Genomic DNA, 25,172 nt, shown 5'->3' on the forward strand with positions numbered 1-25,172 from the left:
GCCCGGAACAGCGCGACGATCCTGCACGGGGCACGGCGCTCCCGAGGGCTCGACAGGTCTCAACCGGTGGATATGTTTCCGCCCATGCGCTTCACCCTCCCCATCATCACGCTGCCCATCCTCGCGCTCCTCGCCGCGGCTGCCCTGTCCCGGCCCGCCAGCGCCGAGACGATCTTTCAGGGGCGGTTCGGCTGCCACACGCAGGAGGTCACCGACCGCCTGTTCAAGCTGGTCATGGCCGGCGACGAATCGGGGTTCGGGCAGCTCCTGCGAAGCACCCTCGCCAGCGGCGAATGCCGGTCCTGGAAGCCCGGCGAGGAGGTCCGGCTGGAGAACCGGACGATGAGCTACGGCTGCCTCGCGCCGGCGGCCGGAGAGGAGCGCTGCTACTGGACGCCGCTCAGCGCGATCGAGAAGGCGAACTGAGGGGGTTGTGCCGGGGGCCTGACGCGCGCTTCAGGCCGCCCGCACCTGGCCCAGGAACCGGTTGACCTCGCCCGAGAGCTGCTCGGCGTGGCGGGTCAGGTCCGTGGCCGCGGTGAGCACCTGATCGGCCGCCCGGCCGGTCTGCTCCGAAGCCTGGGCCACACCCGCGATGTTGCCGGTGACCTGCTGCGTTCCGGCCGTGGCTTGGCCGACATTGCGCACGATTTCCCGGGTGGCCGCCCCCTGCTGCTCCACCGCCGCCGCGATCGCCGCCGCGACGGTGTTGATCTCGCGGATGCGGCCCGTGATCGTCCCGATGGCGTCCACCGCCTCCCCGGTCGCACCCTGGATCTGTGACATCTGTCCGGCGATCTCCTCGGTGGCCTTGGCGGTCTGGTTCGCCAGTTCCTTGACCTCCGCGGCGACCACCGCGAAGCCGCGTCCTGCCTCCCCGGCCCGGGCCGCCTCGATGGTGGCGTTGAGCGCCAGCAGGTTGGTCTGCCCGGCGATCGAGGAGATCAGCCCGACCACGTCACCCACCCGGGTGGCGGTCTCGCTCAGTGCCGTCACCAGCGCCGCGGTCTGGTCGGCCTCGCCGACGGCCTTCTGGGCGAGGTCGGTCGACCCCGTCACCTGCCGGCCGATCTCCTGGATGGAGCTGCCAAGCTCCTCGGTGGCCGCCGCCACCGTGTTGACGTTGGTGGCGGCCTGCTCGGCGGCTGCCGCCACATGCGTGGATTGCTGAGCGGTCTCCTGGGCGGTCGCCGACATCCGGCGGGCGGTCTCCTCCAGGGTACCGGCGGCGCTCGAGACCATCCCGACGATGCCGGCCACAGCCCGCTCGAACGCGTCGGCCAAGTCCATCATGGCGCGCTTGCGCTCCGCGGCGGCGTTGGCCTCGTCGGCGTGCCGGCGCTCCGCCTCCTCGGCGGCGCTGCGGGCGACCATGGCCTTGATGCCCTCGACGGCGCGGCCGACCGCACCGATCTCGTCCCGGCGGGCCGCCTCCTTCAGCGTGGTGTCGATCGCGCCGCCCGCCATGCGTTGCAGGGCTGCGACCAGGCTGTCGAGGGGGCGGGTGATCCCGAGCACCGCGACCCCGCCGGCGACGCAGAGGGCGATGAGCAGACCCACCGCCGACGTGACGATCAGGATGGTGGTCGCCTGCTCGACCTCGGCCTGCATGGCCTGCTGGCCGTCGACGATCCGCTGCTCCACCTCCCGGCTGTAGGCCCGCATCGCCGCGTGGAAGCCCTCGCGCAGCGTCTGCGCGTCCGCCACCGAGATCCGGACGGCCGCGTCCTGATCGCCGGCGAGGGCCGCGGCGTTGCTGCGTGCGACGAGTTCGAGCACCGGGGCGGCGAACCCGCGAATCGCCGCGACCTTCGCCCTGTCGGCCTCGGATTCCGACGCGGCGGCGAGGCGATCGAGGTCGTCGAGAGTCGCCTTGGCGGCCTCGTCGTAGTGGGTCTTGAACGTGATTCGGTCGGCCTCCGGTTTTCCGATGATGATGTTCCGGTTCATGAGCGCGGCATGACCCAGATGGATCTGGGCCTTCTGCAGGCCTGTCAGCCGGCTGGTCAGGTGATTCGCCACGTAGCTGCCGTGCGCCTCGATCGCATGCATCGTGCTGAGCGCGTAGAAGATGGTAATCGCGCCGATGAGGGACGTGATCGCGAGCGGGGCAACGATCTTCGCAAGGATCTTCACGTTGTCGAGAATCTTCATCGACCATCAGTCCGGCAGTATCGGGCGCGGTCAACGCCGGCGCTGCAGGGCAGGCCTCGTTTGAACCGGGCCGGCGAATGCTGGCCGGGCGCGGACCTAGCACGGCCCATATTTGTCCTCAACAATGCACCAAGTCTGTATCGGCGATCAGTGATGTGAAACGGAAGTCACGGGATGATCGTCATATACGATCTTTGCGGTCCTGTACTGCGTATAAGAGGTAAAATTCTTATATGTTCGGCTCATGGACTGCGATCGATGTCGCTGCGGTGAGGCCTGGATTGCCGTAAACTGATCCTCTCGGATCGATCGAGACCGGCGCCGCCGGGGCGGCGCCGGAGGGCGGTCGCGCTCAGGCGGCCTTCTTGCCCTTGCCCTTGGACGGCTCGGATTCCTCGGGCGTGCCGGCGGTGTTGATCGACTCGGCGATCTTGGACAGCAGCGCGTCGGTCTTCTTCTCCTCCTGCAGGGTCTCGTCGAGGAGCGTGGCGGCCTCCGCGTAGCCGAGCTGGCTCGCCCAGGTCTTCAGGGTGCCGTAGCGGGCGATCTCGTAATGCTCCACCGCCTGGGCGCAGGCGGCCAGCACCGCGTCGGCGGCCGGGCTCTCCTCGAAATCCTCCAGATCCTCTTCCATCTCGGAAACGATGCCCTGCATCGCCTCGCAGGTCTTGGCCCGGGCGGGCTTGCCGATGATCTCGAACACCTGGGTCAGGCGCTCGACCTGCTGGGCGCTCTCCTCGGCATGGGTCTCGAAGGCCTGGCGCAACTCGTCGTGCTCGGCCGCCTTGGCGGACTTCTTGAGCGCTTTCACGGATTGCTTCTCGGCGTAGTAGACGTCCTTCAGGGTCTCGTAGAAGGCGTCGTGCAGCGTCTTCTGCTTGGCCATGGCGGTCTGTCTCCTTTGGGGGGGAAGCTGTCGGGTGCGCGGCTTCCGGACGGCAAACGCCGCTCCCGCCGGGCGTATCCGCCCGATCTCTTCACCCTGTGGAGGAACTTTTCCGCGCGGCGGCGTGCGGGCTGTCGGCGTCCCGGAATCCTGTGATCCAGGGTTGCCGTGATCCGGAGATCCCTGGATCAGGGGTTGCGCGAGGGGGCGGGCATCGGCGCCCCGGCCGATCCTCCGGTGCGGCGGAACGGCCAGTCGATCAGCCCGCCGGCCCAGAGCGCCGCCCAGACGAAGACCGGCTGAAAGGCGAGCCGCGGCCCGTGATACCACCAGGAATCCGGGATGCCCTCGACGTGGATGTGCTCGAAGGCGTGCTTGAGGTTCGCCGGGTAGACGCAGACCGCGTAGAGCGCGAGGCCGATCGCGGCGGCCCGGCGGAACCGGCCCGTCAGGAGGCCGATCGCCCCGGCGAGCTCGCACAGGCCGGTGGCCTGGATGACGAGGCGGGGCTCGGGCACCCAGTCGGGCATGAGCGGCAGCATCGCGTCGGTCGCCACGAGATGGACCACGCCGATGAACAGGTAGATCGCCGCGAGCCCGTAACGCAGCCGGCGCCGCCCGGTCTCGATTCTCTGATCGGTCACGCGACAGCATCCTCCGTGACGCCGCAGGCTTGGGCGACGCGGGCGCGCAGGGCCGCCATCAGCCTTGCCACCGCCGGGTGGCCGGCGCCCGGGAAGGTGGTGTCGCCGATGGCGGTCACGGGGGCCAGGAGCCGCAGGGAGTTGGTCAGGAACACGGCGTCCGCGCCCAGAAACTGGGGCAAGTCGAGCGAGCGTTCCTCGGCCTGCAGTCCGCATCCGGCGGCGAGACCCAGCACCTCCCCCCGCACGATCCCGGCGAGTACGCCATCCGCCAGCGGCGGCGTGACCAGGGTCGTGCCGAACAGGGCGAAGAGATTGCCGGTGCCCGCGCAGGCGACGCACCCCCGCGTGTTGCGGAACAGCGCCTCGTCGAAGCCCGCGGCGGCGGCCTCCCGGGCGGCCAGCACGGCGTCGCCATAGCCCAACGTCTTCAGCCGGGCGGCGGGCGAGGTGTCGTTGCGGGCGATGCCGGTCGGCCAGACGCGCAGGGGCGCGAAGGCCGCGGCCTTCGTGCTCGGCGCCGCGGTGGCGAACAGCGTCGGGTGCGGATCCTCCGGCGGCTTCAGCCCGCGCGGGCCGGAGCCGCGCGTGAGCGTGGTCCGGATCGCCAGCCGCTCACCCTGGCTGGCCAGCGCCCGCATGGCGGCGCGGATCCGCTCGGCCTCCGCGGGAATCCCGAGATTCTCCGCGGAGGCGACGAGCCGGGCGATATGGGCCTCCGCGAAGGCAATGCGTCCGCCGAGCGCCAGGGCCGTGTCGAACAGCCCGTCGCCGAGCGTCAGGCCGCGGTCGGTGTGGTCGAGGGGGGCCGTGGTCCCGGGGGTGATTGCCCCGTCACGCCACAGCATCGCGGCGTTCCTCCGGCTTCTCGCGCCACGCGCGGGCCAGCCCCAAAAAATTGGCGAACAGGGCATGGCCGCCCTCGGTCAGGACCGATTCCGGGTGGAACTGGATGCCGTAGGTCGGGTGGGTCCGGTGCGAGAGCGCCATCACCTCCCCCTCCTGCGAGACCGCATCGACGGACAGGTGCTGCTCCATCTCGGGGCCGGGATTGACCACCAGCGAGTGGTAGCGCCCCACCGGCATCGGCGCCGGCAGCCCGGAAAACAGGCGCGCGCCGGTATGGGCGATCGGCGTCATCTGCCCGTGGAGAGGGCGCTGCGCCCGCGCGACCGTGCCGCCGAAGGCCGCGCCGATCGCCTGATGGCCAAGGCAGACGCCGAGGATCGGCACCGTGCCGGAGAGATCCCGGATCGCCGGCAGCGAGATCCCGGCCTCCGCCGGGGTGCAGGGGCCGGGCGAGACCACCAGGGCCTCCGGTTCGAGCGCCCGGATGCCGGAAACATCCAGCGCGTCGTTGCGCACGACCCGGACCTCTTCGCCCAACTCCTCGAAGTAGCGCACGACGTTGAAGACGAACGAGTCGTAATTGTCGAGGACGAGGATCATGCGAAGGCCTCGAACACGCGGGCGGCCTTGGCCAGGGTCTCGTCGTATTCGGGGCCCGGCTCCGACAGGAGAGTCACCCCGCCCCCGGCCTGAAGCACCGCCTGATGTGCGTCCATGAACACGGTGCGGATCGCGATCGAGGTGTCCATCGCCCCGTCGAAGCCGATCCGGCCGATGGCGCCGCAATAGAGTTCCCGCGCGTCGCCTTCGATCTCGGTGATGATGTCCATGGCGCGGATCTTTGGGGCACCCGTGATCGAGCCGCCCGGAAAGGTCCCTTCCAGGAGGTCGAGGGCGTCGAGCCCGTCGCGGAGTTGTCCGGTCACCACCGACACCAGATGGTGAACGTTGGCGTAGGTCTCCAGCCCGCAGAGCGTCGGCACGGCGACGCTGCCCGGCGCGCAGACCCGCGACAGGTCGTTGCGCAGCAGGTCGACGATCATGACGTTCTCGGCCCGCTCCTTGACGTTCGCCTGGAGCGCTTCGGCCACCGCCCGGTCGGCCTCCGGATCGTCGAGGCGGCGGGCGGTGCCCTTGATCGGGCGCGTCTCCACGTGCCGGCCGTCGAGGCGGATGAAGCGCTCGGGCGAGGACGAGGCGATCGTCAGCCCCTCCAACTCCTGATAGGCCCCGAAGGTCGCCGGGTTGGTGGCGCGCAGGCGCCGGTAGAGGGCGAACGGGTCGAACTCCGCCGGCAGGTCGGCGGTGAAGCGCTGGGCGATGTTGGCCTGGTAGATGTCGCCGGCGCGGATATAGGCGCGCACCTTTTCGACAGCATTCTCATAACCTTGCCGGTCGAAGTTCGAGTGCCACGCGAGTTGTTTTCTGGATTGCCCCGGGGCCTCTGCCGGTTCGGTGCCGAGCCGGTCGGCGAAGGCGGCCAGCCGCGCCGCGGCGCGGGCCTGCCGGGCGGCGGGCTCGAGCGTGGGGAAGCCGGTGGCGACGAGCCGGGCCGTCCCGGCAGCCTGATCGATCACCAGGGCCGTGTCGTAGAAGTTCAGGGCGATGTCGTCGGTGAGCCCCGCCCGCCGGGCCGGCGCCGCGACCCGCTCCAAAGCCGCGCCGAGATCGTAGGCGAGGTAGCCGATCGCCCCGCCCGGGAAGGGGTTTTCGGGGTCTGGCTCGATCCGATAGGGGGTGAGGCAGGCGCGCAGGGCCGCGAAGGGACCGCCCGGCACCGGCGCGCCGTCCAGGGTCGCGCGCCCGTCGCGGAAGCGGAAGCGTGCGAACGGGTCGGCGGCCACGATCGAGTGGCGTCCCAGCGGGTCGTGCCGCATGGCGCTGTCGAGGAAGGCGAGCCCCGGCAGGGACCGCAACCGGGCGGCGGCCGCGACGGGATCGATGAAGGGGATCTCTCGGGTCCACATGGCCTGGTTCGGGGCCGCTATCCTCTGGCTGTGCATCATCTGTTGCCGTCGCACAGGCGATGCCGCGGGGGAAGCGTCAGTTCCACGCAGGCACCACCGCTGGGTGCGGGCGGGATGTGTCCGAGGTGCAGGGCGAACGCCCCACAATCTCACGCGTAGCCTTAAGATTCGCCGCCAAGCCCCTGCCAAACGGTCAGATTTCCAGTTTCTTCGAAGCCTCGCGTCTGGGGCCGGCCACCCCTGCGGCGGCCGGTCTCGCGCCGGCGGACTGGAACCGCTATAGGAGCGCGATCCCGAATTCTCGTCCTCGCGCTCCGTGTGGCTGACTGATCGGCCATACGCGCGGGCGACGTCCGACCCGTCGAATGCACCCATGACCGCCACGCCAGCCCCTGTCCCGCCGGCCACCAAGGCTTCGGCCCCCAAAATCGCTTCGGCCCCCAAAATCTCGTTCGTCTCGCTCGGCTGCCCGAAGGCGCTGGTCGATTCCGAGCGGATCCTCACTCACCTGCGCGCCGAGGGCTACGAGCTGGCCCGGCGGCACGACGGCGCCGACGTGGTGATCGTCAACACCTGCGGCTTCCTCGATTCCGCCAAGGCGGAGTCGCTCTCGGCCATCGGTGAGGCCATGGCGGAGAACGGCCGGGTCATCGTCACCGGCTGCATGGGCGCGCAGCCGGAGGAAATCCGCGAGAAGTATCCCGATCTCCTCGCGGTGACCGGGCCGCAGGCCTACGAGTCGGTGGTGGCGGCCGTCCACGAGGCGGTGCCCCCGGCCCACGACCCGTTCCTCGACCTCGTGCCGCCGCAGGGGATCAAGCTCACCCCGCGCCACTACGCCTATCTGAAGATCTCGGAGGGGTGCAGCAACCGCTGCAGCTTCTGCATCATCCCGAGTTTGCGCGGGAACCTCGTCAGCCGCCCCGCCGCCGACGTGCTGCGCGAGGCGGAGAAGCTGGTGAAGGCCGGCGTGAAGGAGCTGCTGGTCGTCAGCCAGGACACCAGCGCCTACGGCGTCGATATCCGCTACGCGGAGAGCCCGTGGCAGGACCGTCAGGTCCGCGCGAAATTCTACGACCTCACCAAGGAACTCGGCGAGCTCGGCGCCTGGGTGCGGCTGCACTACGTCTACCCCTACCCGCACGTGGACGAGGTCATCCCGCTGATGGCCGAGGGCAAGGTGCTCCCCTACCTCGACATGCCGCTCCAGCACGCGAGCCCCTCGGTGCTCAAGCGCATGCGCCGGCCCGGCAACCAGGAGCGCCAGCTCGACCGCATCCGGAGCTGGCGGCAGATCTGCCCGGACCTCGCGATCCGCTCGACCTTCATCGTCGGCTTCCCCGGCGAGACTGAGGCCGAGTTCGAGGAGCTGCTGGCCTGGCTGCAGGAGGCCAAGCTCGATCGGGTCGGCTGCTTCGAGTACGAGCCGGTGGCCGGCGCCACCGCCAACGCGCTGGGCGACCTCGTGCCGCCGGCGGTGAAGGCCGAGCGCAAGCGCCGGTTCATGGAGACGCAGAACGGCATCGCGCTCCGGCTGCAGCGGGCCAAGGTCGGCAAGCGGCTGCCCATCATCGTCGATGCCGTCGAGGGCGGGGTGGCCCGGGGCCGGTCCAAGGCCGACGCGCCGGAGATCGACGGCACGGTCCACGCCGCCTTCCGGCGCCCGGTGCGGGTCGGCGACATCGTCACCGTGAAGGTGGACCGGGCCGAGGCCTACGACCTCTACGGCAGCGTGGCCTGAGGCGGGACGCCGCGCGGGCCTCTTCGGATGAGGGCGGTCGCGTGCGTGTTGCACGCCTCATCCATCACGGCGCTCTCGTTCCCCGAGGCTCAGGAGGTGCGTGGATGGCAAACCCGGCGCAGGTCACCGGCGCGCCCGAGCCGGTGAAAGCCCAGACAGGCGCCTTCCTCACGCCCCTGTTCACCGACCGACGGGTCGCCGCGGTGCTGGGCCTCGGCTTCGCGCAGGGCATCCCGTTCCTGCTCGTCTACGCGACGCAATCGGCCTGGCTCGTCCAGGCCAAGGTGCCGCTCGCCACGATCGGGCTGATGAGCGAGCTCACCATCGCGTACAAGCTGAAGTTCCTCTGGGCCCCCTTCCTCGACCGGCACGACGCGCCCCTGCTGGGCCGCTGGCTCGGGCGGCGCCGCGGCTGGATCGTCGCCACCCAGATCCTGGTGGCGCTGGCGCTCGCGGGCGTCGCCTTCGGCGATCCGGCCCATTGGCTCGCCTGGACGGTGGCGTTCTCCCTGGCGCTCGGCGTCGCGGGCGCCACCCAGGACGTGGTGATCGACGGCTGGCGCATCACCGCCGCGCCCCCGGAGCAGCAGGCGCTGATGTCGTCGTGGTCGGAGATCGGCTACCGGATCGGCAACCTCGCGGCGGGCGCCGGCGCCCTCTACCTCTCCGACGCGTATGGCTGGCGCGCCGCCTATCTGTGCATGGCCGCGCTCATGGCCCCCGGCACGATCGCGGCCCTGCTGGCGCCGGAGCCCCCTGCCCCCGGGACGCCGGCGAGCGGCGGCTTCGTCGAGACCGTCTGGGCCCCGATCCGTGACCTGCTGGCCCGGCTCGGGCCGCTGGCCGTCCCGGTTCTGGCGCTGGTCGCGGGCTTCCGGATGCCCGGCTACGTCTCGAACGCCATGGCGATCCCGCTGTTCAAGACGCTCGGCTATTCCAACACCGACATCGCCACGGTGACCAAGCTGTTCGGCTTCTGGATCGCGCTCGGCGGCACCTTCCTGGCGAGCGCCATCATCCCGCGGATCGGCATGATGGCGAGCCTGCTGATCGGCACCGTCACGGCTTCGGCCTCGCACCTCGCGCTCGCCTATCTCGCGTGGCACGGCGGCCATGGCGGCGCGGCATTCTGGACCTTCGCGGCGACCGTCGGGATCGACGGTTTTGCCTACGCCTTCGCGTCGATCGTGCTGATCACCTACATGTCCCGGCTCTCGGCCACTGCGCACGCGGCGAGCCAGTATGCCCTTCTGACCTCGCTCTGCGCCCTGCCGGGCAGCCTGCTCGCCGGGTTCTCGGGCTTCGTGATCGAGTGGACCGGGTTCCCATGGTTCTTCATCGGCACGTCCCTGATCGGCGTGCCGGTGGCCCTGCTCTGCCTGCTGGTCGCGCGCCGGCATGGTCCGATGGACGCACCGATGGAGTCTCCCGCGGAGGCGTCCTGAACGCGTATTCGCGGCGGCGTGCCCGTCTTCAGCAAGACTTAACCATAAGGCCGCTTAATGGGACGGACGGTTGATGTCCTTCCCAGTTGGGCAACCCAGGCCACGCGTGCGGACACGGCGTCCGCGGGCGAACGGCGGCGGCTGCCCGCAGGGAAGCGCGTAGGCGAGTTCCCCGAATGGCCCAGGCTGCGTTGTCCCGAACCGCGTACCGCGTCGCGGAGCCCGTGCGGACGGCGCCCCAGCGCATCGTCTACGTGGAGACCCCCTACGATCCGGTCGCCCGCACCCGGGCGCCCTACCCCAGCGCCATGCGGCGCGCCCGCCGCCGGGCCCGGCTGACGGGGCTCATCGGCCTGACGGCCGTGACCCTGGCCGGCTGGGCGATCCTCAGCCAGCCGCAGGGCCCCGGCCCTGCCGAGATCCCCGCGCTGCGGCCGGCCCTGGCCACCGCGCCGCACGTGGCGCCGCAGCCGAACATCGCCTGGATGCTCGACCCCAGCCCCGCCCTGGGCTCGGCCGCGGCGACCGATTTCGGCAGCGTCGCGCTGCCGACCGCGTTTCAGGTTGCGGCATCCGAGCCGTCCCCGGCGGTCCGGGAGATCGCCCGGCAGGTCGCCCAGGCCGAGCAGATCAAAGCCGAGCAGATCAAGACCGAGCAGATCAAGGCCGACCGGATCCGGACCGCGCAGGCCGCGTCCGAGCCGGCGCCCGCGCCCCTGCGGCTCGCTGCCGCCGAGCCGACGCCCGCCGCGCTCGCCCCCACCCTGGTGCCGCTGCCGGTGGCCCGCCCGGCCGAGCTGCGGCCGCAGCCCGCGGCCCCGCGGGCCGCCCCGCCGGCTCGGGTCGCGGCCCGCGCCCTGCCCCGCACCCGCGACGTGTTCCGCGCCGCCATGGCGGAGGAGCCGTCCTTCTTCGAGAAGCTGTTCGGCGTCGGGGCCGCTGCGCCCCGGCAGGAGCCGCGTCAGGCCCTGGCCTATGCCAGCCCCGACACGCTGCCGCAGGCGGCCCCGCGCACCCGGATCAGCCCGGAGCCCGACTCGGTCGCCGGCACGGCGGTCTACGACATCACCGCCCGGACGGTGACGCTCCCCTCCGGCGAGGTGCTGGAAGCCCATTCCGGCCTCGGCGAGGCCATGGACAGCCCGCGCTTCGTCCATCTGCGCATGCGCGGCTCGACGCCGCCGGGCACCTACATGCTGACCAAGCGCGAGCGCCTGTTCCACGGGGTGCGCGCCATCCGCCTCACCCCGGTGGGCGGCAGCGGGTCGATCCACGGCCGCGACGGCCTGCTCGCTCACACCTACATGCTGCGCCAGCCCGGCGCCTCGAACGGCTGCGTCTCGTTCCGCGACTACAACCGCTTCCTCCAGGCCTTCCTGCGGGGCGAGGTCCGGCGCCTCGTGGTGGTGGCCGGCGACGGCGGCCTGTTCGGCCGGGTCGGCATGGGCGAGCGCGGGGGCGGGCGGGGCTGAGACGATCGGCTGCGCCGAAAGTCGGAGGGGCGAACCGGGCGCGGCGGCTTTACGCGCCCGCCCAAGCCTGCCTTAACGGGGCCAGACGCCAGCCCCCGACAAGAGGCACCCGATGAAACTGCCCCGCCGCTTCTTCCAGCCGCTCGCCACCGGCGCCCCGGCCCCGTTCCGCGATCTGCCGGTGCGGCTGGAGCGGATGATCCACTTCGTGCCGCCGCACAACGACAAGGTCCGCGCCCGGGTGCCGGAGCTCGCCGGCACGGTCGACGTGGTTTTGGGCAACCTGGAGGACGCGGTCCCCGCCGACCAGAAGGAGGCGGCCCGCAAGGGCTTCGTCGCCATGGCGCAGGCCACCGATTTCGCCGCCACCGGCACCGGCCTCTGGACCCGGATCAACGCCCTCAACTCGCCCTGGATCTTGGACGACCTGTTCACGATCGTGGCCGAGGTCGGCAACAAGCTCGACGTCGTGATGGTGCCCAAGGTCGAGGGGCCCTGGGACATCCACTACATCGACCAATTGCTCGCCCAGCTCGAGGCGCGCCACGGGGTGACGAAGCCGATCCTGGTCCACGCGATCCTGGAGACCGCCGAGGGCGTGGCCAATGTCGACGCCATCGCGTCGGCCTCGCCGCGGATGCACGGGATGAGCCTCGGCCCGGCGGATCTCGCGGCGTCGCGCGGCATGAAGACCACCCGGGTCGGCGGCGGCCATCCGGATTACCGGGTGCTCAGCGATCCCGCGGGCGACGCGCCCCGGGCGGCGGCGCAGCAGGATCTCTGGCACTACACGATCGCCAAGATGGTCGATGCCTGCATGGCGAACGGCATCAAGGCCTTCTACGGCCCGTTCGGCGATTTCTCCGATGGCGATGCCTGCGAGGCGCAGTTCCGCAACGCCTTCCTGATGGGCTGCGCCGGCGCCTGGACGCTGCATCCGAGCCAGGTGGCGATCGCCAAGAAAGTCTTCGCCCCGGACCCGGCCGAGGTGGCCTTCGCGGCCCGGATCGTCGCCGCGATGCCGGACGGCACCGGCGCCGTGATGCTCGACGGCAAGATGCAGGACGACGCCACGTGGAAGCAGGCCAAGGTCATCGTGGATCTGGCCAAGCTCGTCGCCGCGAAGGACCCGGAGCTGGCGGCTGTGTATCAGCTGGGGTGAGCGGGGGGTGGGCTCGCGAGGCTCGCTCTCCCGTGCTGGCTTGCGGATCACTCATCAAATCCGGACACGCCGGTCCAGGACCGAGCGCGGGTCCCCTCTCCCGTGCGGGAGAGGGATAGGGTGAGGGATCAGGTCTGTCCGGATGAGGCGTGACCTGACCCCGCGTCGATGGCGTGCCCTATCCTGAGCGTTCTCGTCCCTCACCCCAACCCTCTCCCGCACGGGAGAGGGGGCAGGTCGCGGTCCGTCATCGACGCCGGTGTTCACCTGGGATCTATGAGTATCGTCACCCCACAGGCGAGGGGACCTGCGCGCTGTTCGGAACGGGTGGCGCCATGGGCGCCGGATAGGTCATCGGGATCAGGCTCGCGCAAGCTGGGACACCGTATCACCCCTGGATCCGCAACTGCGTTGCCGGAGCCAAGCGGTGACCCGATCCATCCCGCGAGCCCGCCACCTGCGTCGCACGCAGACGTCGGCCGAGGCCAAGCTCTGGCGCGTGGTGCGCAACCGCGCGCTCAACGGCTGGAAGTTCCGCCGTCAGCACCCGATCGACCAGTTCATCGTCGACTTCGTCTGCACCGAGGCCAAACTCATCGTCGAAGTCGATGGGGCGACGCATTCCACGACGGCCGAGATTGCCCGGGATGCCGAGCGGACCAAGCACATCGAAGCCTGCGGCTTCACCCTGCTGCGCATCACGAATACGGACATCCATGAGAATCGCGACGGCGTGCGCGAAACGATCCTCGCGGCCCTCGAACGCCGCAATACCGTGTGATCACGCCCCGAATCGCGCCCGGTACTCCTGCGGCGTCGCCGCGACATGCCGTAAAAAGCTCCGCCGCATCGTCTCCTCGGAGCCGAAGCCGCAAACCTGAGCGATGCGCTTCACCGGCTGCGTGGTCTCGGCGAGCGCCCGCCGGGCCGCCTCGACCCGCAGGCGCTCCACGGCCTTGGCCGGGGCGAGGCCGGTCGCCTCGCGATAGTGCCGGCTGAGGCTGCGTTCGCTCATCCCCGCCGCCGCAGCCAGCGCCGGCAGCGAGAGATCGCCCGACAGGTTCTCCGTGATGTAGGCATGCAGCCGCCCGAACCGCTCCTCCCCCGCCTGGAGCGCCAGCACCGCGCTGAACTGCGCTTGGCCCCCCGGACGCTTCAGGAACATCACGAGGTGGCGGGCCACCGCCAGGGCGATCGGCCGACCCAGATCCGCCTCGACCAGTGCGAGCGCCAGGTCGATCCCCGCCGTGACCCCCGCCGAGGACCAGACCGGGCCGTCGCGCACGAAGATCGGGTCCGGCTCGACCCGGATCCGGGGATAGCGCGCCGCCAGCGCCGCGCAATGCTGCCAGTGGGTCACGGCCCGCCGCCCGTCGAGGAGCCCGGCCGCGCCCAGCAGGAACGCCCCGGTGCAGACCGAGGCGACCCGGCGCGCCCGGCCGGCCCGCGCCCGCACCCAGGCGACCAGTTCTGCATCGTCGCAGGCCGCCAGGACGCCGGGGCCACCCGCGATCACCAGGGTGTCGACCAGCGTGTCGTCGCCCGGCAGCGGCTCGGCCACCAGCCGTAGGCCCGCCGAGGCTGTCAGGTTCGGCTCGCCCGCCGCGATCACCCGCGGTGCGTAAGGTTGGCCGACCCCACCCCGCTCGTTGGCGGTGGCAAAGACCTGGAGCGGCCCCGCGACGTCGAGGAGCTGCACCGCCGGGAACGCCAGAACCTCCACGACCCGTGGGGCATCTGGCGGAAAACGAGGGCTCTTTGTCATTCGTGCCAGAGCGTGACGCGGTAGGGTAGCCCTGTCCACCCCGGAGGTTACCGATGATTCCGCCCGACACCCATCTGCAGATCGGCTCGCTCCTGTTCGAGGGGCTCGACCAGATCGACCTCACCGGCCCGTTCGAGATCCTGGCCCGGATCCCGAACAGCACCTACCGGATCTACGCGGCCACCCCCGATCCGGTGCGCGACGTGCGCGGCCTGCGGATCCTGCCGGACGCGACCCTCGCCGAGGCGCCCCGGCTCGACGTGCTCCACGTTCCGGGCGGCCAGGGCCAGGAGGCGCTGATGCGCGATCCGGCCGTGCTCGGCTGGATCCGGCAGCAGGCGGCCGGCGCCACCCACATCCTCTCGGTCTGCACCGGCGCGCTGATCCTCGGGGCGGCGGGCCTTCTGGTCGGGCGCCGGGCCACGACCTACTGGAACGCGGTCCATCTCCTGCCCTTCTTCGGGGCCGAGCCGGTGGATGCGCGGGTGGTGATCGACCGCGACGGCGAGGAGCGCAGCTGGGTGTTCGCGGCTGGCGTGACCGCGGGGATCGACGGCGCCTTGCAACTGGCCGCCGAGCTGCGCGGCGAGGAGGCCGCCCGGGGGATCCAGCTCGGGATGCAATACGCCCCCGAGCCGCCCTTCGACAGCGGCACCCCCCGGACGGCACCGCCCGCCATCGTGGAGGCCACGCGGGCGCGCGCCGCCGATCTCACCGCCCGGCGCGAGGCCACCGCGCGGGCGATCGCGGCCGAACTCGGCATCCGGACCCCGGAACCTGTGCCCGCCCGGTGACAGGCCCCGCCATCGGTCCTATCTGTCCCCTCTGGACGGACTGAACCATGACGGACGTAACCCTGAGAACCGCGAAATTCGCCATCGGCGCCGTGGTGCGCCACCGGATCTACCCCTTCCGGGGCGTCGTGTTCGACGTCGACCCGGTCTTCGACAACACCGAGGAATGGTGGCTGTCGATCCCCGAGGAGGTCCGGCCGCGCAAGGACCAGCCGTTCTACCACCTGCTGGCCGAGAACGCCGAGACCGAGTACGTCGCTTACGTGTCGGAGCAGAACCTCGTGCCCGACACGTCGGGCGAGGCCCTGCGCCATGCCGGCATCGCCGAGATGTTCGTGCGCGACGATGCCGGCGCCTACCGGATGCGCGCCCGGGCCACGAACTGAGCGGGCGCGGCCTCCGTAAGCTCCCGGCAAGACCGGAGCGGTAGCCTCGTGCGACGGCTGGTGCCGTTGCACGAACCCGCCGCCATGGTCGCCCCATCCCGAAAAGCCGCCGCCCTGCTCCTCGCCGCCGGCCTGCTCAGTGCCCCGGCACGGGCGAACGACAGCGCCTCCGAACTCAACGCCGGCGGCCTGGTCCTCGTGCCGGAGCCGGGCATCGCGCTGGCGAGCGAGGATCTGTCGATCAGCCGCGAGCGGATCGACGTGGCCTACGTGTTCCGCAATCAGACAAACACGCCGCGCACGGTGCGGATCGCCTTTCCGCTGCCGCCGATCGACGGCCGCCTGCTCAGTTTCTCCGCCCTCAAGCTGCCGCAGCCCGAGGAGGCGAACTTCGTCGGGTTCACCGTGACGGTGGATGGCCGGCCGGTCGAGCCGGAACTGGAGGAGCGCGCCTTCGTGGGCGAGCGCGAGGTGACCGACCTGCTGCGTCGCCTCGGCATGCCGCTCAATCCGCTGCGCTTCACCGAGCTGGAAACCGCCCAGAAGCGGATCGACAAGGCCACCTGGGCGGAACTGGTCAAGGCCGGCCTGTTCCCCGATGCCGAGGGCATGACCGAGGGGCTCTGGCGCAGCGAGGCGAAGTTCTTCTGGTCGCAGACCTTCCCGCCCGGGCAGGATGTCCGGATCGCGCACAGCTACGCCCCGGTGAACGGATTCCACTGCCTCGATCTCAAGGAAGCGTCCCGCGCCGGCTACCGCGCGACCTACTGCCTGGACGATGCGGGGCTCGCGGCGATCCGGCGTCTGCACGCCAAGGCGCCGAGCGAGAGCGGCCACCTGCGGGCCTTCGTAGTGCCCTACATCGTGACCACGGCGCGCAACTGGGCGGCGCCGATCGGGCGCTTCACCCTGACGGTGGACAAGGGGAATCCGGAGGCGGTGGTGAGCTTCTGCCGTACGGGGATCCGGAAGATCGGTCCGACCACCTTCCGCTGGGAGGCCCAGGATTATGTGCCGGACCAGGATCTACGGGTGCTGTTCGTGTTGCCCGGGCCAGGGCCGACCGGGATCCGGTAGGGCGTCCTCTCTCCCGGTGGGCCACGCTGTTTACAGGCCAGCGTCGGACGCCGCCGTCGGCGACAGAGCGTGACGTGCCCCCTCTCCCGTGCGGGAGAGGGTTGGGGTGAGGGAGGAGAACGCTCAGGATAGGGCACGCTGTCGGCGCGCGGTCAGGTCACGCCTCATCCGGACAGACCTGATCCCTCACCCTGCCCCTCTCCCGCACGCGAGAGGGGACCCGCGCTCCGTTCTGCAGCCCTGTCGCCGCGTGCGACGTCTATCTAAGTCCACGAGGTCGCCGGGGAGAAAGCCGCGCATCCCCCGCAAACGCGAAGGGCCGGACCTCGCGGCCCGGCCCTCCAAAAACTTCGACCCTGCGGCCGACTTACTTGGCGGCCGGGGCGCCGGCGGCCGGGGCGGCGCCGCCCTGCTGCTCGAGCTTCTTGCGCATGTCCTCGGAGCGCTTCTCCAGCTCAGCCTGGAGCTTCTTCTGCTGCTCCTCCAGCACCTTCGGGTCGATCGCCGGGCCGTCGAAGGCCTTGCCGAAGCCCGCCAGCGGCACCGCGAAGGTGACCTCGCGCTGGGTCTGGTTCTGGACCGAGACGTTGAGGGTCGTGCCCTTCTTCATCGCCGCGATCACGCCGGCATCGACGCCCCCAGCCTCGGCGAAGCAGCCGTTCGGGAAGCAGACCGCGAAGCGGCCGGCCGTGGCGGCCTGGTTGTCGACGTTGAAGCGGATGCCCGGCTGCAGCAGCAGGCCGAGCGGCAGCAGGTAGCGCACCACGCGCACCTCCTGCTTCTGGGCTGGGTTCTTCATCTCGTAGACCGCCACCGCCAGCACCGGCTGGCCCTGGTCGGACACGAAGTCGCGGGTCGTGTAGCAGATGTCGGTGCCCGAGCCCTGGTCCTTGCCGCAGACCTTGGTCCAGTCGGCCTGGCTCGGCTCGGACTTCACCGTCACGATCTGCGGGCCGGTCTGGGCCGCCGTGTTGGCGGCGGGGGTGCCCGGCGCGGTCGGCGCCGGCGCGGTCGGCGCGGGGGCCGCGGGCTTCTTCGGCTGCGCCAGGACCGGGGCGGCCGCGAGGCCGAGGCCCGCGAGACCGAGGAGGGCGGCGCGCGCGAGCGTCGCGGGGCGGGTGAAGGACATCGGCTCTGACCCCTTGGAAGCGATACGGTGTGACGGGTTGATGCGGAGCCGGCCTGGCGGCCGGTCCGCCGGACCGTCCGGATGCGCGCCGCCGTGGCGTGCCCCCCGGAGCTCCGGATGAAACAGTCCGGCCATCGGAGGAGACGGCGCCCGACTGCGCGCATCTCCCGCCCCGGCGGCCGGGCGGCCTGCCTTTCCCCTGGAATGAGGCGAAGGCATGACACCGCGGCTTGACACCACGGCACGGCGGGCAGGTGATACCCTCCGGGCCGCGGCCGGCCCCCGATAGGCTCCCGCCCGCTTGGCCGCAAGCGCGACGTCGCACGAGCGCGTGATCGGCGCACGTCCTCGGCCCGGTGGCGGCGGCCGGAGCCGGCTGTTGCTCAGCGGTCTTAGCGGTCGGTTAACCGTAATCGGCCGAGCATGCCGGCGGTTCTGCAGTATCGGTGGGGGGCGGCGGGTTGAACGCGTTCGCGGTGGCCGAGAGGTCGGTCGAGGTCCCGCCGGACGCGTCCGCGCGGTCCGGCGGCCTGTCCGGCTGCCTGTTCGCGGCGGCGCGGACCGCGCCGCAGCGCACCGCCCTGCGTGATTCGGGCGACCGGGCCGCCTGGTGCGGGCGGCCGGCGATCACCTGGACCTACGCGGCCGCCGCCGAGATCGTGGGACGGCTCGCCCGCGGGATCGGGGCGTGGCGGCTCCCGGCGGGCAGCCGGATCGGGCTGTGGTTCTCCGGCGGCGCCGAGGCGGCCCTGGCCCACCTCGCCGTCGAGGCCGCCGGGCACCTGCCCTGCGCGATGCCGGCCGCCTGGGACCCCGAACAGCTCGCCGCCGGGATCGAGGCCGCCAACCTCCTGGGCGTGCTCACCGAGGGCCGCCGCGGGTCGCGTCGGCCCGCCGAGGAACTCACCCACGCGGCCATGCGCCAGTTCAGCCTGCGCTATCTCGCCGCCTTCGGCCCCGGCGTGCCGGACGGGGTGATCAGCCTCGACGCGATGGCGCTGGAACGCGGCGTGGCCGAGCCGGTCGCCAGCCTCGGCCTCGTGACCTTCGAAGGCGGCGATCCCGAGCGGCCGGTCTACCGGAGCGCGGAGGCGCTCGCCGCCGCCATCGCGGCCCATTGCGACGCCCTGCCGCCCTCCGCGGACGAGCGGATCCTGACGCTCCTGCCCGCCCACGACCTGCGCGGGCTGGTGACCGGCCTCGGCGCGGCGCTCGCGGCGGGGGCCGGACTGGAGACGGTGATCCCCTTCGAGGAGGCCGGCTTCCGGACCGCCCTGCTGCGGCCGGTGCCGACCCGGCTGGTCGTCCCCGCCCTGATCGAGCCGGCGCTCGCCGCCCTGCCCCTGCCCTTTACCGTGCGGGCCCTCAACGTGGTGCATCGGGCGCCCGCGGCCCTGACCCGGCGTGCCGCGCCGGATGGCGAGAAGCCGCGCCTCGATTCGCTGGTTCTCGGTGAGACGGCGATCATCACCCGCCCCGGCCTGACCGACCTCGTCGCGAGTCTGGCCCATCCGGATCGCGCGCCCCTGCCGCCGGCTCTCCTGGCCCTCGCGCGAGGCGACGATGGCGGCCTGGCCTGCCGCGGCCCGGCCTGCGCGTCGGCGCCCCTGCCCCGCGGCGCGATCCCCGAGACGGACGCCGGGGCGTGGCGCGATTCGGGCTACCGGCCGATCCTGGCCGGTGGCACCGCGATCGGCGTCGCGGCGATCTGAACGGCGGCTGCGCTGCGGTTCATCCGGCGCTCAGGCGCTGCGGCTAATCTCGCATCTGCACACGGACCGACGGATCCGATCGACCCTTTCGCGGGTTCTGCAACGGATTGTGGTCACGGCTACCTTTTCAAGCTGTGCCGGATGGAGTACCGCTCAAGCTCATGGGTGCGCTGCAACAAGTGCTCGTGGTCGATGACGGCGTCCGCGCCGTGGACCGGTCCCTTTCGGGCGAGCTCGCCAGTCTCGGCTACGCAAGCGTGACCGCCTCCATGGAGGCGGCGGATGATGTATTGGCCGTGATCGCGCGGCCGGCCGCCGTGCTGCTCCAGGCCCCGACCCGCCGGGACCCCACCTATGCCCGCCGCGCCGCCAAGCTCCGTTCGCACCTGCGTGAGCGCGGCATCCCGGTGATCCTGATCGGCGATTCGGCCGAGCCCCGGGCCGGCGGCCCGGTCGACCTCGCCACCCGCCTCGGCGCCTACGTGGCGGCGCAACCGGATCTCTGATCCGCTTCGGTACCGGCCCCCGGGGGGGGAGCCTCCCCTTACCGCGCCCCGCGCATCAATTCCGGCGCGCCGAGCCGGGGCAACACGCCCTCCCGCATCACCAGCCGCCGTAGCGGCCCGAGCTGGCCCATCACCAGCAGGCCGAGGCCCCGAAGCGCGTCCACCGGCAGCAGGTCGGTGAGCAGGCTGCGGTTGAGGAGATCCACCGCGGCGGTGCGCGCCGCCGTGTCGACGCGCCGGGCGCTGGCGTAGGCGTCGAGCACCGGGCGGGAGCCGGGATCCCGACCGTCCCGGGCCGCGCGGAGCACCCCATCGCGCAGGGTGGCGGCATCGCGCAGGCCGAGATTCAGCCCCTGTGCGCCGATCGGCGGGAAGACATGAGCCGCCTCCCCGATCAGCGCCAGCCGCCGCGCCACCGGTGTCGCCACCGCGAGCCCGCGCATCGGCACGAGGCCGCGCGGACCGTCGACCCGCATGGTGCCGAGCATTGCCCGGGCCTGCCGCTCCACCGCCTGCCCGAGGGCGTCGTCGTCGAGGGCCGCCAGCCGCCGGGCCGCGCCCTCCCCGGCCACCCAGACGAGGCTGGAGCGATGTCCGCCCGGCAGCGGCACCAGGGTGAAGGGCCCCGAGCGGGTGTGAAACTCGGTGGAGACGTCCCGGTGCGGGCGCGTATGCGCCAGGATCGTCGTGATGGCGCTCTGCGGATAGGTCCAGTCGCGGACACGCAGGCCGCTCGCGGCTCGCAGCGGCGAGCGCCCTCCGTCGGCGCCCACCACCAGCCGGGCCTCGACCGTCCCGCCCCCGGCCAGGGCGATGCGGGCGGCCGATTCACCCGCCACCGCACCCGCGCAATCCGCCTCGACCAGGGTCAGGTTCGGCTGGGTCCGGGCGCAGGCGCGCAGGCTCTCTACGAGGCGCGCGCTCTCGACGTTCCAGCCGAAGGCGTCGAGACCGATCTCGGCGGCCTGGAAGCGCACCGGCGGCGGCCGGAACAGGCTACCGGTGTCGTCGATGATCTGCAGGGTGCAGAGCGGGCTCGCCTGCGGCGCCACCGCCGCCCAGGCGCCGAGCGCCTCCAGGAAGCGCACCGACCCGTCGAGCAGCGCCACGGTCCGCCCGTCCGCCACGGGGGCGTGCCGGCCGACGAGGGCCGTGGGGATCCCCTCCCGGGCGATGGCGAGCGCCGCGGCGAGGCCGGCGGCTCCGGCGCCGACCACGGCGACCTCGAAGGGGGTGTTGGTATCCTCGGACATGATGTCCCGCACGATTGAGGCGTCCCGCCCGGAAAAGTCTGGCGTCGGGCTGTTCACGGCTTCGGTTGAGGCGCGTCCCCGTCCTTGCGAGCGGCGCGAAGCGACCCAGGGCAGCGGGACATCAAGAAGCGTGGTGCCGCCCTGGATTGCTTCGCGCCGCTCGCGAGGACGGCGGTGTCGAAGCCATCAACCGGAAACCTGTTCGCGAGCCCGGCGCGCCTCGTATCTGCGCTTTTCGCCGTCCCTGCCAAGAGCAGCGGCGCGGGGCCACGGCGCCGCAGCCCTCATCCCAGGAATGCCGAGAGTTCGGAAAAGACCTCGTCCGGCCGCTCCTCCTGGAGGGTGTGACCGCAATCGAGCGCCCGCCCCGAAACATCGGTGGCCTTCTCGCGCCACGTCTCCAGCACGTCGTAGGTCTGACCGACCGTACCCTTCGCGCCCCAGAGCGCCAGCAGCGGCGCCGTGACCCGTGCTTCCGAATCGGCCGCGTCGTGCTCCAGGTCGATCCCCGCCGCCGCCCGGTAATCCTCGCAGATCGCGTGCCGGCAGGCGGGATCGGAATAGCAGCGCAGGTACTCGGCGAAGAGTTCTGGCGGCGTCGAGCCGGGGGTCTTCGACTGGCCCTCGACGTGGTGGCGCAGGAAATACTCCGGATCGGCCCCGATCAGCGTCTCCGGCAGGGGATGGGGCTGGATGAAGAAGAACCACCAGAAGTAGCGGGTGGCGAAGGCCTTGTCGGTGCGCGCGTACATGGTCGCGGTCGGCGCGATGTCGAACAGGGCGATCCGCTCCACGGCTCGGGCATGATCCAGGGCGAGGCGGTGGGCGACGCGCCCGCCCCGGTCGTGGCCGACCACCGCGAATCGTTCGTGGCCGAGCGCCCGCATCACCGCCACCGCGTCGGCCGCCATGGCGCGCTTGGAATAGGCGACGTGGCGCTCGCCGCCCGGGGGTTTTGACGAATCGCCGTAGCCGCGCAGGTCCATGGCCACCACGGTGCGGGGCTCGGCCAGGCGCGGGGCGACGTGGAGCCATGTCGACAGGGTCTGCGGGTGGCCGTGGAGCAGCAGCACCGGCGGTCCGGAGCCGGCCGAGCGCGCGTGGATCGTCACCCCGGGGGCGGTCTCGATCCGGTGTCGCGCGAAGCCCGGCAGGAAGTCGCTGGCGAAGTCGCTGGCCATGGGGGTCGGTCTCCATCCTGACGCACTGGCGCGCCGGGATGCACCGGATGATAAGGCGCCTCCGGCACCATGTCCGCCGAACCGCCATGACAGATGCACACGCGACTCAGGACCTGTCCGTGAACGAGCTCGACGCCGCCGAGGCGCCGGAGGCGGCGGACGCGCGCGCCGACGCGTCCACGCTCCGCCCGAGCATCCTCGATCCGCTGTTCGCGCCGGCCCGCTCCCTGCCGGGGATCGGCCCGAAGATGGCGCCGATGATCGAGAAGCTGCTCGGCACCCCCGAGCGCGAGGCTCGTGTCGTGGACCTGCTGTTCCACCTTCCTCAGGGCGGCGTCGCGCGCAAGCTGATGGGCTCGGTCGGCGAGGCGCCCGTGGGGGAGCCGGTGACCCTCGGCGTCACCGTGGTGGAGCACCGCCCGGCCCAGATCGGCTCGGGCAAGCGCCCGCACCGGGTGCTGGTGGAGGATGCCTCCGGCCACGACATCACGCTCGTGTTCTTCGGCATGCCCCGCCCCCGGGTGGAGAAGATGCTGCCGCTCGGCGCGCACCGCTACATCACCGGCCGGATCGACCTCTGGGACGGCACCCGCCAGATGGTCCACCCGTCGCGGATCGTGGACGAGGCGGGCTTGGCCGAATTGCCCGCCGTCGAGCCGGTCTATGGCGCCACCGAGGGGCTGACCTCCCGGGCGATCAACAAGCTCGCGGTCGCGGCCCTCGATCGGCTGCCCATCCTGCCGGAATGGCAGGATGCGGCGTGGCTGGAGAAGAACCGCCTTCCGGCCTTCGCGGACGCGCTCCGTCTGGAGCACCGGCCCGAGGAGGCACCGCCGAAGGCCGAGGACCCGCTCCAGCCGCCGCCCGCGACCCCGTCCCGGAAGCGGCTCGCCTACGACGAGCTCCTCGCCTCGCAACTGGCGCTCGCCCTTCTGCGCGCCCGTCAGCGGCGCAAGGCCGGGCGGGTCAATGCCGGCGACGGCACCTTGAGCGCCCGGATCGAGGCCGCCCTCCCCTTCGCGCTGACCGGCGCCCAGGCGCGGGCGGTGGCGGAGATCCGCGCCGACCTCGCCGCGCCCCGGCGGATGCTGCGCCTGCTCCAGGGCGATGTCGGCTCGGGCAAGACCGCGGTGGCTTTGCTCGCCATGGCGTCGGCGGTCGAGGCCGGGCGTCAGGCCGCTCTGATGGCCCCCACCGAGATCCTGGCCCGGCAGCATTTCGAGCGGCTGAAGCCGCTCGCCGGATCTTTACGCCTGCGCCTGATGACCGGCCGCGACCGGGCCGCGGAGCGCAAGAGCACGCTCGCCGACCTCGCGGCGGGCGAGATCGACATCCTGGTCGGCACCCATGCCGTGTTCCAGGAGGCCGTCACCTTCCGCGATCTCGGCCTCGCCGTGGTGGACGAGCAGCACCGGTTCGGCGTGCATCAGCGGCTGGCGCTCGGCGCCAAGGGCGAGGCGGTCGACTTCCTGGTGATGACCGCGACGCCGATCCCCCGCACCTTGGCGCTGACCTTCTTCGGCGACATGGACGTCTCGATCCTCGACGAGAAGCCCGCCGGCCGGCAGCCGATCCGCACGATCACCCTGTCGACCGAGCGGATCGACGAGGTCGTGGCCGGCCTCGCCCGGGCGATCGCCGGGGGTGAACGGGTCTACTGGATCTGCCCGCTGGTCGAGGAATCCGAGTTCATCGACCTCGCGGCCGCCGCCGAGCGGTTCGACGACCTGAAGCAGCATTTCGGCGACGCGGTCGGGCTGATCCACGGCAAGATGCCAGGCCCCGAGAAGGATGCCGCCATGGCGCGGTTCGCCGCGGGCGAGACCAAGCTCCTCGTCTCGACCACCGTGGTGGAGGTCGGCGTCGACGTGCCCGAGGCGACCATCATGGTGATCGAGCACGCCGAGCGGTTCGGGCTGGCGCAGCTGCACCAGCTCCGGGGCCGGGTCGGGCGCGGCTCCAAGGCGTCCTCGTGCCTGCTGCTCTATCGGGGCCCCCTCGGGCAGGTGTCGCGGGCGCGGCTCGAGATGATGCGGGCGAGCGAGGACGGGTTCCGCATCGCCGAGGCCGATCTGAAGCTGCGTGGCGAGGGCGAGGTGCTGGGCACACGGCAATCCGGCCTCGCGGCGTTCCGGCTCGCCCGGATCGAGAGCGACGGCGCCCTGCTGGAGGCCGCCCGGGACGATGCGCGGATGATCGTCGAGCGCGACCCCGGCCTGAAGAGCCCAAGGGGGCAGGCCCTGCGGGTGCTGCTCTACCTGTTCGAGCGGGAGGCCGCGATCCGGCTGATCGGCGCTGGCTGAACGAAGCCGTTCAGGAAAGTCCCCCGTTCAGGAATGGTCCGGCGCCTGCGGTGCGGATCCGCACTTTGGTGCGCCGATGTCACAGATGGTCCGGAATACCGTGCCGGATCAAGGGTTTAACCGCGCTGTGCGGAAGCCTGGCCGGACCCGCCATGGCGCTCTGCGGGGCCCGGACAAGGGCTGTGACCTTGCATCAGCCACAATCTTCCCTTAACTGCAGATGAACGAATGGCCCGGTAAGCCGGGACATCACGGACGAATCTGGAGGACGAACATGTCGAACGGACTGTTCCATAGCCTGCCGGGCTCCAACGAGATGGCCGGTCTTCACGCCCTGCCGACGGAGCCGTGGCTGCTGCCGATCTCGGACCGCGCCGCCGAGGCTGCGGGCAAGACGGCCGAGGAGCTTCAGGCCGCCGTGCGGCGGGCCGCGCGCCCGTTCTGGATGGCCGCCAACGGACTTTGCATCGCCCTCGGCCTCGCCCTGGTCATGCAATGCGCCACCGGCTGGATGCCGACGACGACGCCGCGCAGCGCCGTGACGGTCGCGCAGGCGACACCGCCGACCATCGCGCCGCAGACGGCTTCGCTGCAGCGCTGAGACGTTTCAGACTTCCTGGAGCTTGAGGGCCGTCCCGTTGGGGGCGGCCCTTTTTCGTAGCCGGTGGCGATGCGTGCCGCCCCGTCCTTGCGCGCGCAGCGGCGCAATCCAGGCGGCGCCACGCGCGCCGAGGTCGCGCTGACGC

At 71.7% G+C, this 25,172-nt stretch carries 23 protein-coding genes; 13 read left to right on the forward strand and 10 right to left on the reverse strand.

Annotated elements, in window-relative coordinates; genetic code table 11:
- The first annotated feature begins 84 nt into the window (after window positions 1-84).
- On the forward strand, window positions 85-426 hold the full coding sequence (locus BLQ49_RS13930; protein ID WP_091716551.1) for a hypothetical protein: 342 nt from the start codon (window positions 85-87) through the stop codon (window positions 424-426).
- 30 nt (window positions 427-456) lie between these two features.
- On the opposite strand, the gene BLQ49_RS13935 is transcribed toward BLQ49_RS13930, so the two are convergent.
- From BLQ49_RS13935 to pabB, 6 genes are all read right to left on the reverse strand, one after another.
- Window positions 457-2,154, reverse strand: a complete 1,698-nt coding sequence (locus BLQ49_RS13935) for a methyl-accepting chemotaxis protein (protein WP_091716553.1) — start codon at window positions 2,152-2,154, stop codon at window positions 457-459.
- A gap of 352 nt (window positions 2,155-2,506) precedes the next feature.
- On the reverse strand, window positions 2,507-3,040 hold the full coding sequence (locus BLQ49_RS13940; protein WP_091716556.1) for a YciE/YciF ferroxidase family protein: 534 nt from the start codon (window positions 3,038-3,040) through the stop codon (window positions 2,507-2,509).
- 188 nt (window positions 3,041-3,228) lie between these two features.
- On the reverse strand, window positions 3,229-3,684 hold the full coding sequence (locus BLQ49_RS13945) for a DoxX family protein (protein ID WP_091716558.1): 456 nt from the start codon (window positions 3,682-3,684) through the stop codon (window positions 3,229-3,231).
- On the reverse strand, window positions 3,681-4,532 hold the full coding sequence (locus tag BLQ49_RS13950) for an aminotransferase class IV (RefSeq protein ID WP_091716560.1): 852 nt from the start codon (window positions 4,530-4,532) through the stop codon (window positions 3,681-3,683). Before BLQ49_RS13950 ends, BLQ49_RS13945 begins: the two co-directional genes overlap by 4 nt.
- Window positions 4,519-5,133, reverse strand: coding sequence for an anthranilate synthase component II (locus BLQ49_RS13955; protein ID WP_091716562.1), 615 nt, complete (start codon window positions 5,131-5,133; stop codon window positions 4,519-4,521). The genes BLQ49_RS13950 and BLQ49_RS13955 overlap by 14 nt, the downstream gene beginning before the upstream one ends.
- A complete protein-coding gene (pabB, locus tag BLQ49_RS13960; protein ID WP_091716564.1) occupies window positions 5,130-6,500 on the reverse strand; it encodes an aminodeoxychorismate synthase component I in 1,371 nt (456 codons plus the stop codon). The genes BLQ49_RS13955 and pabB overlap by 4 nt, the downstream gene beginning before the upstream one ends.
- Before the next feature lie 373 nt (window positions 6,501-6,873).
- Between pabB and rimO the strand changes: the two genes are divergently transcribed.
- From rimO to BLQ49_RS13985, 5 genes are all read left to right on the forward strand, one after another.
- Window positions 6,874-8,241 (forward strand): 30S ribosomal protein S12 methylthiotransferase RimO, encoded by a 1,368-nt coding sequence (gene rimO / locus BLQ49_RS13965; protein ID WP_091716566.1) that lies wholly within the window; start codon window positions 6,874-6,876, stop codon window positions 8,239-8,241.
- 104 nt (window positions 8,242-8,345) lie between these two features.
- Entirely contained in the window at window positions 8,346-9,686 is a 1,341-nt protein-coding gene (locus tag BLQ49_RS13970) for an AmpG family muropeptide MFS transporter (RefSeq protein ID WP_091716568.1), read from the forward strand.
- Window positions 9,687-9,862: 176 nt separating this feature from the next.
- A complete protein-coding gene (locus BLQ49_RS13975; RefSeq protein WP_091716570.1) occupies window positions 9,863-11,158 on the forward strand; it encodes a DUF2778 domain-containing protein in 1,296 nt (431 codons plus the stop codon).
- Between the two features lie 112 nt (window positions 11,159-11,270).
- Window positions 11,271-12,320: an HpcH/HpaI aldolase/citrate lyase family protein gene (locus BLQ49_RS13980; RefSeq protein ID WP_091716572.1), complete on the forward strand. Its 1,050-nt coding sequence runs from the start codon at window positions 11,271-11,273 to the stop codon at window positions 12,318-12,320.
- 427 nt (window positions 12,321-12,747) lie between these two features.
- Window positions 12,748-13,101: an endonuclease domain-containing protein gene (locus BLQ49_RS13985; RefSeq protein WP_091716574.1), complete on the forward strand. Its 354-nt coding sequence runs from the start codon at window positions 12,748-12,750 to the stop codon at window positions 13,099-13,101.
- Here the strand turns inward: BLQ49_RS13985 and BLQ49_RS13990 are convergent, their stop codons facing one another.
- On the reverse strand, window positions 13,102-14,085 hold the full coding sequence (locus BLQ49_RS13990; RefSeq protein ID WP_091716576.1) for a GlxA family transcriptional regulator: 984 nt from the start codon (window positions 14,083-14,085) through the stop codon (window positions 13,102-13,104).
- A 53-nt stretch (window positions 14,086-14,138) separates the two neighbouring features.
- On the opposite strand from BLQ49_RS13990, the gene BLQ49_RS13995 reads away from it, so the two are divergent.
- The 3 genes from BLQ49_RS13995 to BLQ49_RS14005 all read left to right on the forward strand — a co-directional run bounded on the left by BLQ49_RS13995 (window position 14,139) and on the right by BLQ49_RS14005 (window position 16,342).
- Window positions 14,139-14,879, forward strand: coding sequence for a DJ-1/PfpI family protein (locus BLQ49_RS13995; RefSeq protein WP_091716578.1), 741 nt, complete (start codon window positions 14,139-14,141; stop codon window positions 14,877-14,879).
- 47 nt (window positions 14,880-14,926) lie between these two features.
- A complete protein-coding gene (gene hspQ / locus BLQ49_RS14000; RefSeq protein WP_091716581.1) occupies window positions 14,927-15,265 on the forward strand; it encodes a heat shock protein HspQ in 339 nt (112 codons plus the stop codon).
- Window positions 15,266-15,349: 84 nt separating this feature from the next.
- A complete protein-coding gene (locus BLQ49_RS14005) occupies window positions 15,350-16,342 on the forward strand; it encodes a DUF4424 domain-containing protein (protein WP_091716583.1) in 993 nt (330 codons plus the stop codon).
- 367 nt (window positions 16,343-16,709) lie between these two features.
- Here the strand turns inward: BLQ49_RS14005 and BLQ49_RS14010 are convergent, their stop codons facing one another.
- Window positions 16,710-17,471: an invasion associated locus B family protein gene (locus BLQ49_RS14010; RefSeq protein ID WP_091717016.1), complete on the reverse strand. Its 762-nt coding sequence runs from the start codon at window positions 17,469-17,471 to the stop codon at window positions 16,710-16,712.
- 461 nt (window positions 17,472-17,932) lie between these two features.
- On the opposite strand from BLQ49_RS14010, the gene BLQ49_RS14015 reads away from it, so the two are divergent.
- Together BLQ49_RS14015 and BLQ49_RS14020 are read left to right on the forward strand one after the other, a co-directional pair.
- Entirely contained in the window at window positions 17,933-19,183 is a 1,251-nt protein-coding gene (locus tag BLQ49_RS14015; protein ID WP_244507590.1) for a class I adenylate-forming enzyme family protein, read from the forward strand.
- Between the two features lie 161 nt (window positions 19,184-19,344).
- Window positions 19,345-19,689 (forward strand): 2-hydroxyacyl-CoA dehydratase, encoded by a 345-nt coding sequence (locus tag BLQ49_RS14020; protein ID WP_091716585.1) that lies wholly within the window; start codon window positions 19,345-19,347, stop codon window positions 19,687-19,689.
- 38 nt (window positions 19,690-19,727) lie between these two features.
- Here BLQ49_RS14020 and BLQ49_RS14025 read toward each other — a convergent pair whose 3' ends face one another.
- On the reverse strand, window positions 19,728-20,942 hold the full coding sequence (locus BLQ49_RS14025; protein ID WP_091716588.1) for a UbiH/UbiF family hydroxylase: 1,215 nt from the start codon (window positions 20,940-20,942) through the stop codon (window positions 19,728-19,730).
- A gap of 284 nt (window positions 20,943-21,226) precedes the next feature.
- Window positions 21,227-22,123 (reverse strand): alpha/beta fold hydrolase, encoded by an 897-nt coding sequence (locus tag BLQ49_RS14030; RefSeq protein WP_091716589.1) that lies wholly within the window; start codon window positions 22,121-22,123, stop codon window positions 21,227-21,229.
- A gap of 86 nt (window positions 22,124-22,209) precedes the next feature.
- On the opposite strand from BLQ49_RS14030, the gene recG reads away from it, so the two are divergent.
- The gene (recG, locus tag BLQ49_RS14035) at window positions 22,210-24,426 is read left to right on the forward strand and encodes an ATP-dependent DNA helicase RecG (RefSeq protein ID WP_091716590.1); all 2,217 of its coding nucleotides are present in this window, start codon (window positions 22,210-22,212) and stop codon (window positions 24,424-24,426) included.
- A gap of 274 nt (window positions 24,427-24,700) precedes the next feature.
- Complete coding sequence (locus tag BLQ49_RS14040; protein ID WP_091716591.1) at window positions 24,701-25,027, forward strand: hypothetical protein; 327 nt, start codon at window positions 24,701-24,703, stop codon at window positions 25,025-25,027.
- The last annotated feature ends 145 nt before the right edge of the window (window positions 25,028-25,172 follow it).

Origin of the sequence: Methylobacterium phyllostachyos, assembly GCF_900103445.1 — a bacterium.
In the GTDB taxonomy this organism is placed as follows: Bacteria; Pseudomonadota; Alphaproteobacteria; order Rhizobiales; family Beijerinckiaceae; genus Methylobacterium; species Methylobacterium phyllostachyos.

Bases quoted from the DNA above. Each gene is read 5' to 3' on its own strand.
- BLQ49_RS13930 (WP_091716551.1), top strand. From the start codon at position 85: ATGCGCTTCACCCTCCCCATCATCACGCTGCCCATCCTCGCGCTCCTC.
- BLQ49_RS13935 (WP_091716553.1), bottom strand. From the start codon at position 2,154: ATGAAGATTCTCGACAACGTGAAGATCCTTGCGAAGATCGTTGCCCCG.
- BLQ49_RS13940 (WP_091716556.1), bottom strand. From the start codon at position 3,040: ATGGCCAAGCAGAAGACGCTGCACGACGCCTTCTACGAGACCCTGAAG.
- BLQ49_RS13950 (WP_091716560.1), bottom strand. From the start codon at position 4,532: ATGCTGTGGCGTGACGGGGCAATCACCCCCGGGACCACGGCCCCCCTC.
- BLQ49_RS13955 (WP_091716562.1), bottom strand. From the start codon at position 5,133: ATGATCCTCGTCCTCGACAATTACGACTCGTTCGTCTTCAACGTCGTG.
- pabB (WP_091716564.1), bottom strand. From the start codon at position 6,500: ATGTGGACCCGAGAGATCCCCTTCATCGATCCCGTCGCGGCCGCCGCC.
- rimO (WP_091716566.1), top strand. From the start codon at position 6,874: ATGACCGCCACGCCAGCCCCTGTCCCGCCGGCCACCAAGGCTTCGGCC.
- BLQ49_RS13970 (WP_091716568.1), top strand. From the start codon at position 8,346: ATGGCAAACCCGGCGCAGGTCACCGGCGCGCCCGAGCCGGTGAAAGCC.
- BLQ49_RS13975 (WP_091716570.1), top strand. From the start codon at position 9,863: ATGGCCCAGGCTGCGTTGTCCCGAACCGCGTACCGCGTCGCGGAGCCC.
- BLQ49_RS13980 (WP_091716572.1), top strand. From the start codon at position 11,271: ATGAAACTGCCCCGCCGCTTCTTCCAGCCGCTCGCCACCGGCGCCCCG.
- BLQ49_RS13990 (WP_091716576.1), bottom strand. From the start codon at position 14,085: ATGACAAAGAGCCCTCGTTTTCCGCCAGATGCCCCACGGGTCGTGGAG.
- BLQ49_RS13995 (WP_091716578.1), top strand. From the start codon at position 14,139: ATGATTCCGCCCGACACCCATCTGCAGATCGGCTCGCTCCTGTTCGAG.
- hspQ (WP_091716581.1), top strand. From the start codon at position 14,927: ATGACGGACGTAACCCTGAGAACCGCGAAATTCGCCATCGGCGCCGTG.
- BLQ49_RS14005 (WP_091716583.1), top strand. From the start codon at position 15,350: ATGGTCGCCCCATCCCGAAAAGCCGCCGCCCTGCTCCTCGCCGCCGGC.
- BLQ49_RS14010 (WP_091717016.1), bottom strand. From the start codon at position 17,471: ATGTCCTTCACCCGCCCCGCGACGCTCGCGCGCGCCGCCCTCCTCGGT.
- BLQ49_RS14020 (WP_091716585.1), top strand. From the start codon at position 19,345: ATGGGTGCGCTGCAACAAGTGCTCGTGGTCGATGACGGCGTCCGCGCC.
- BLQ49_RS14025 (WP_091716588.1), bottom strand. From the start codon at position 20,942: ATGTCCGAGGATACCAACACCCCCTTCGAGGTCGCCGTGGTCGGCGCC.
- BLQ49_RS14030 (WP_091716589.1), bottom strand. From the start codon at position 22,123: ATGGCCAGCGACTTCGCCAGCGACTTCCTGCCGGGCTTCGCGCGACAC.
- recG (WP_091716590.1), top strand. From the start codon at position 22,210: ATGACAGATGCACACGCGACTCAGGACCTGTCCGTGAACGAGCTCGAC.
- BLQ49_RS14040 (WP_091716591.1), top strand. From the start codon at position 24,701: ATGTCGAACGGACTGTTCCATAGCCTGCCGGGCTCCAACGAGATGGCC.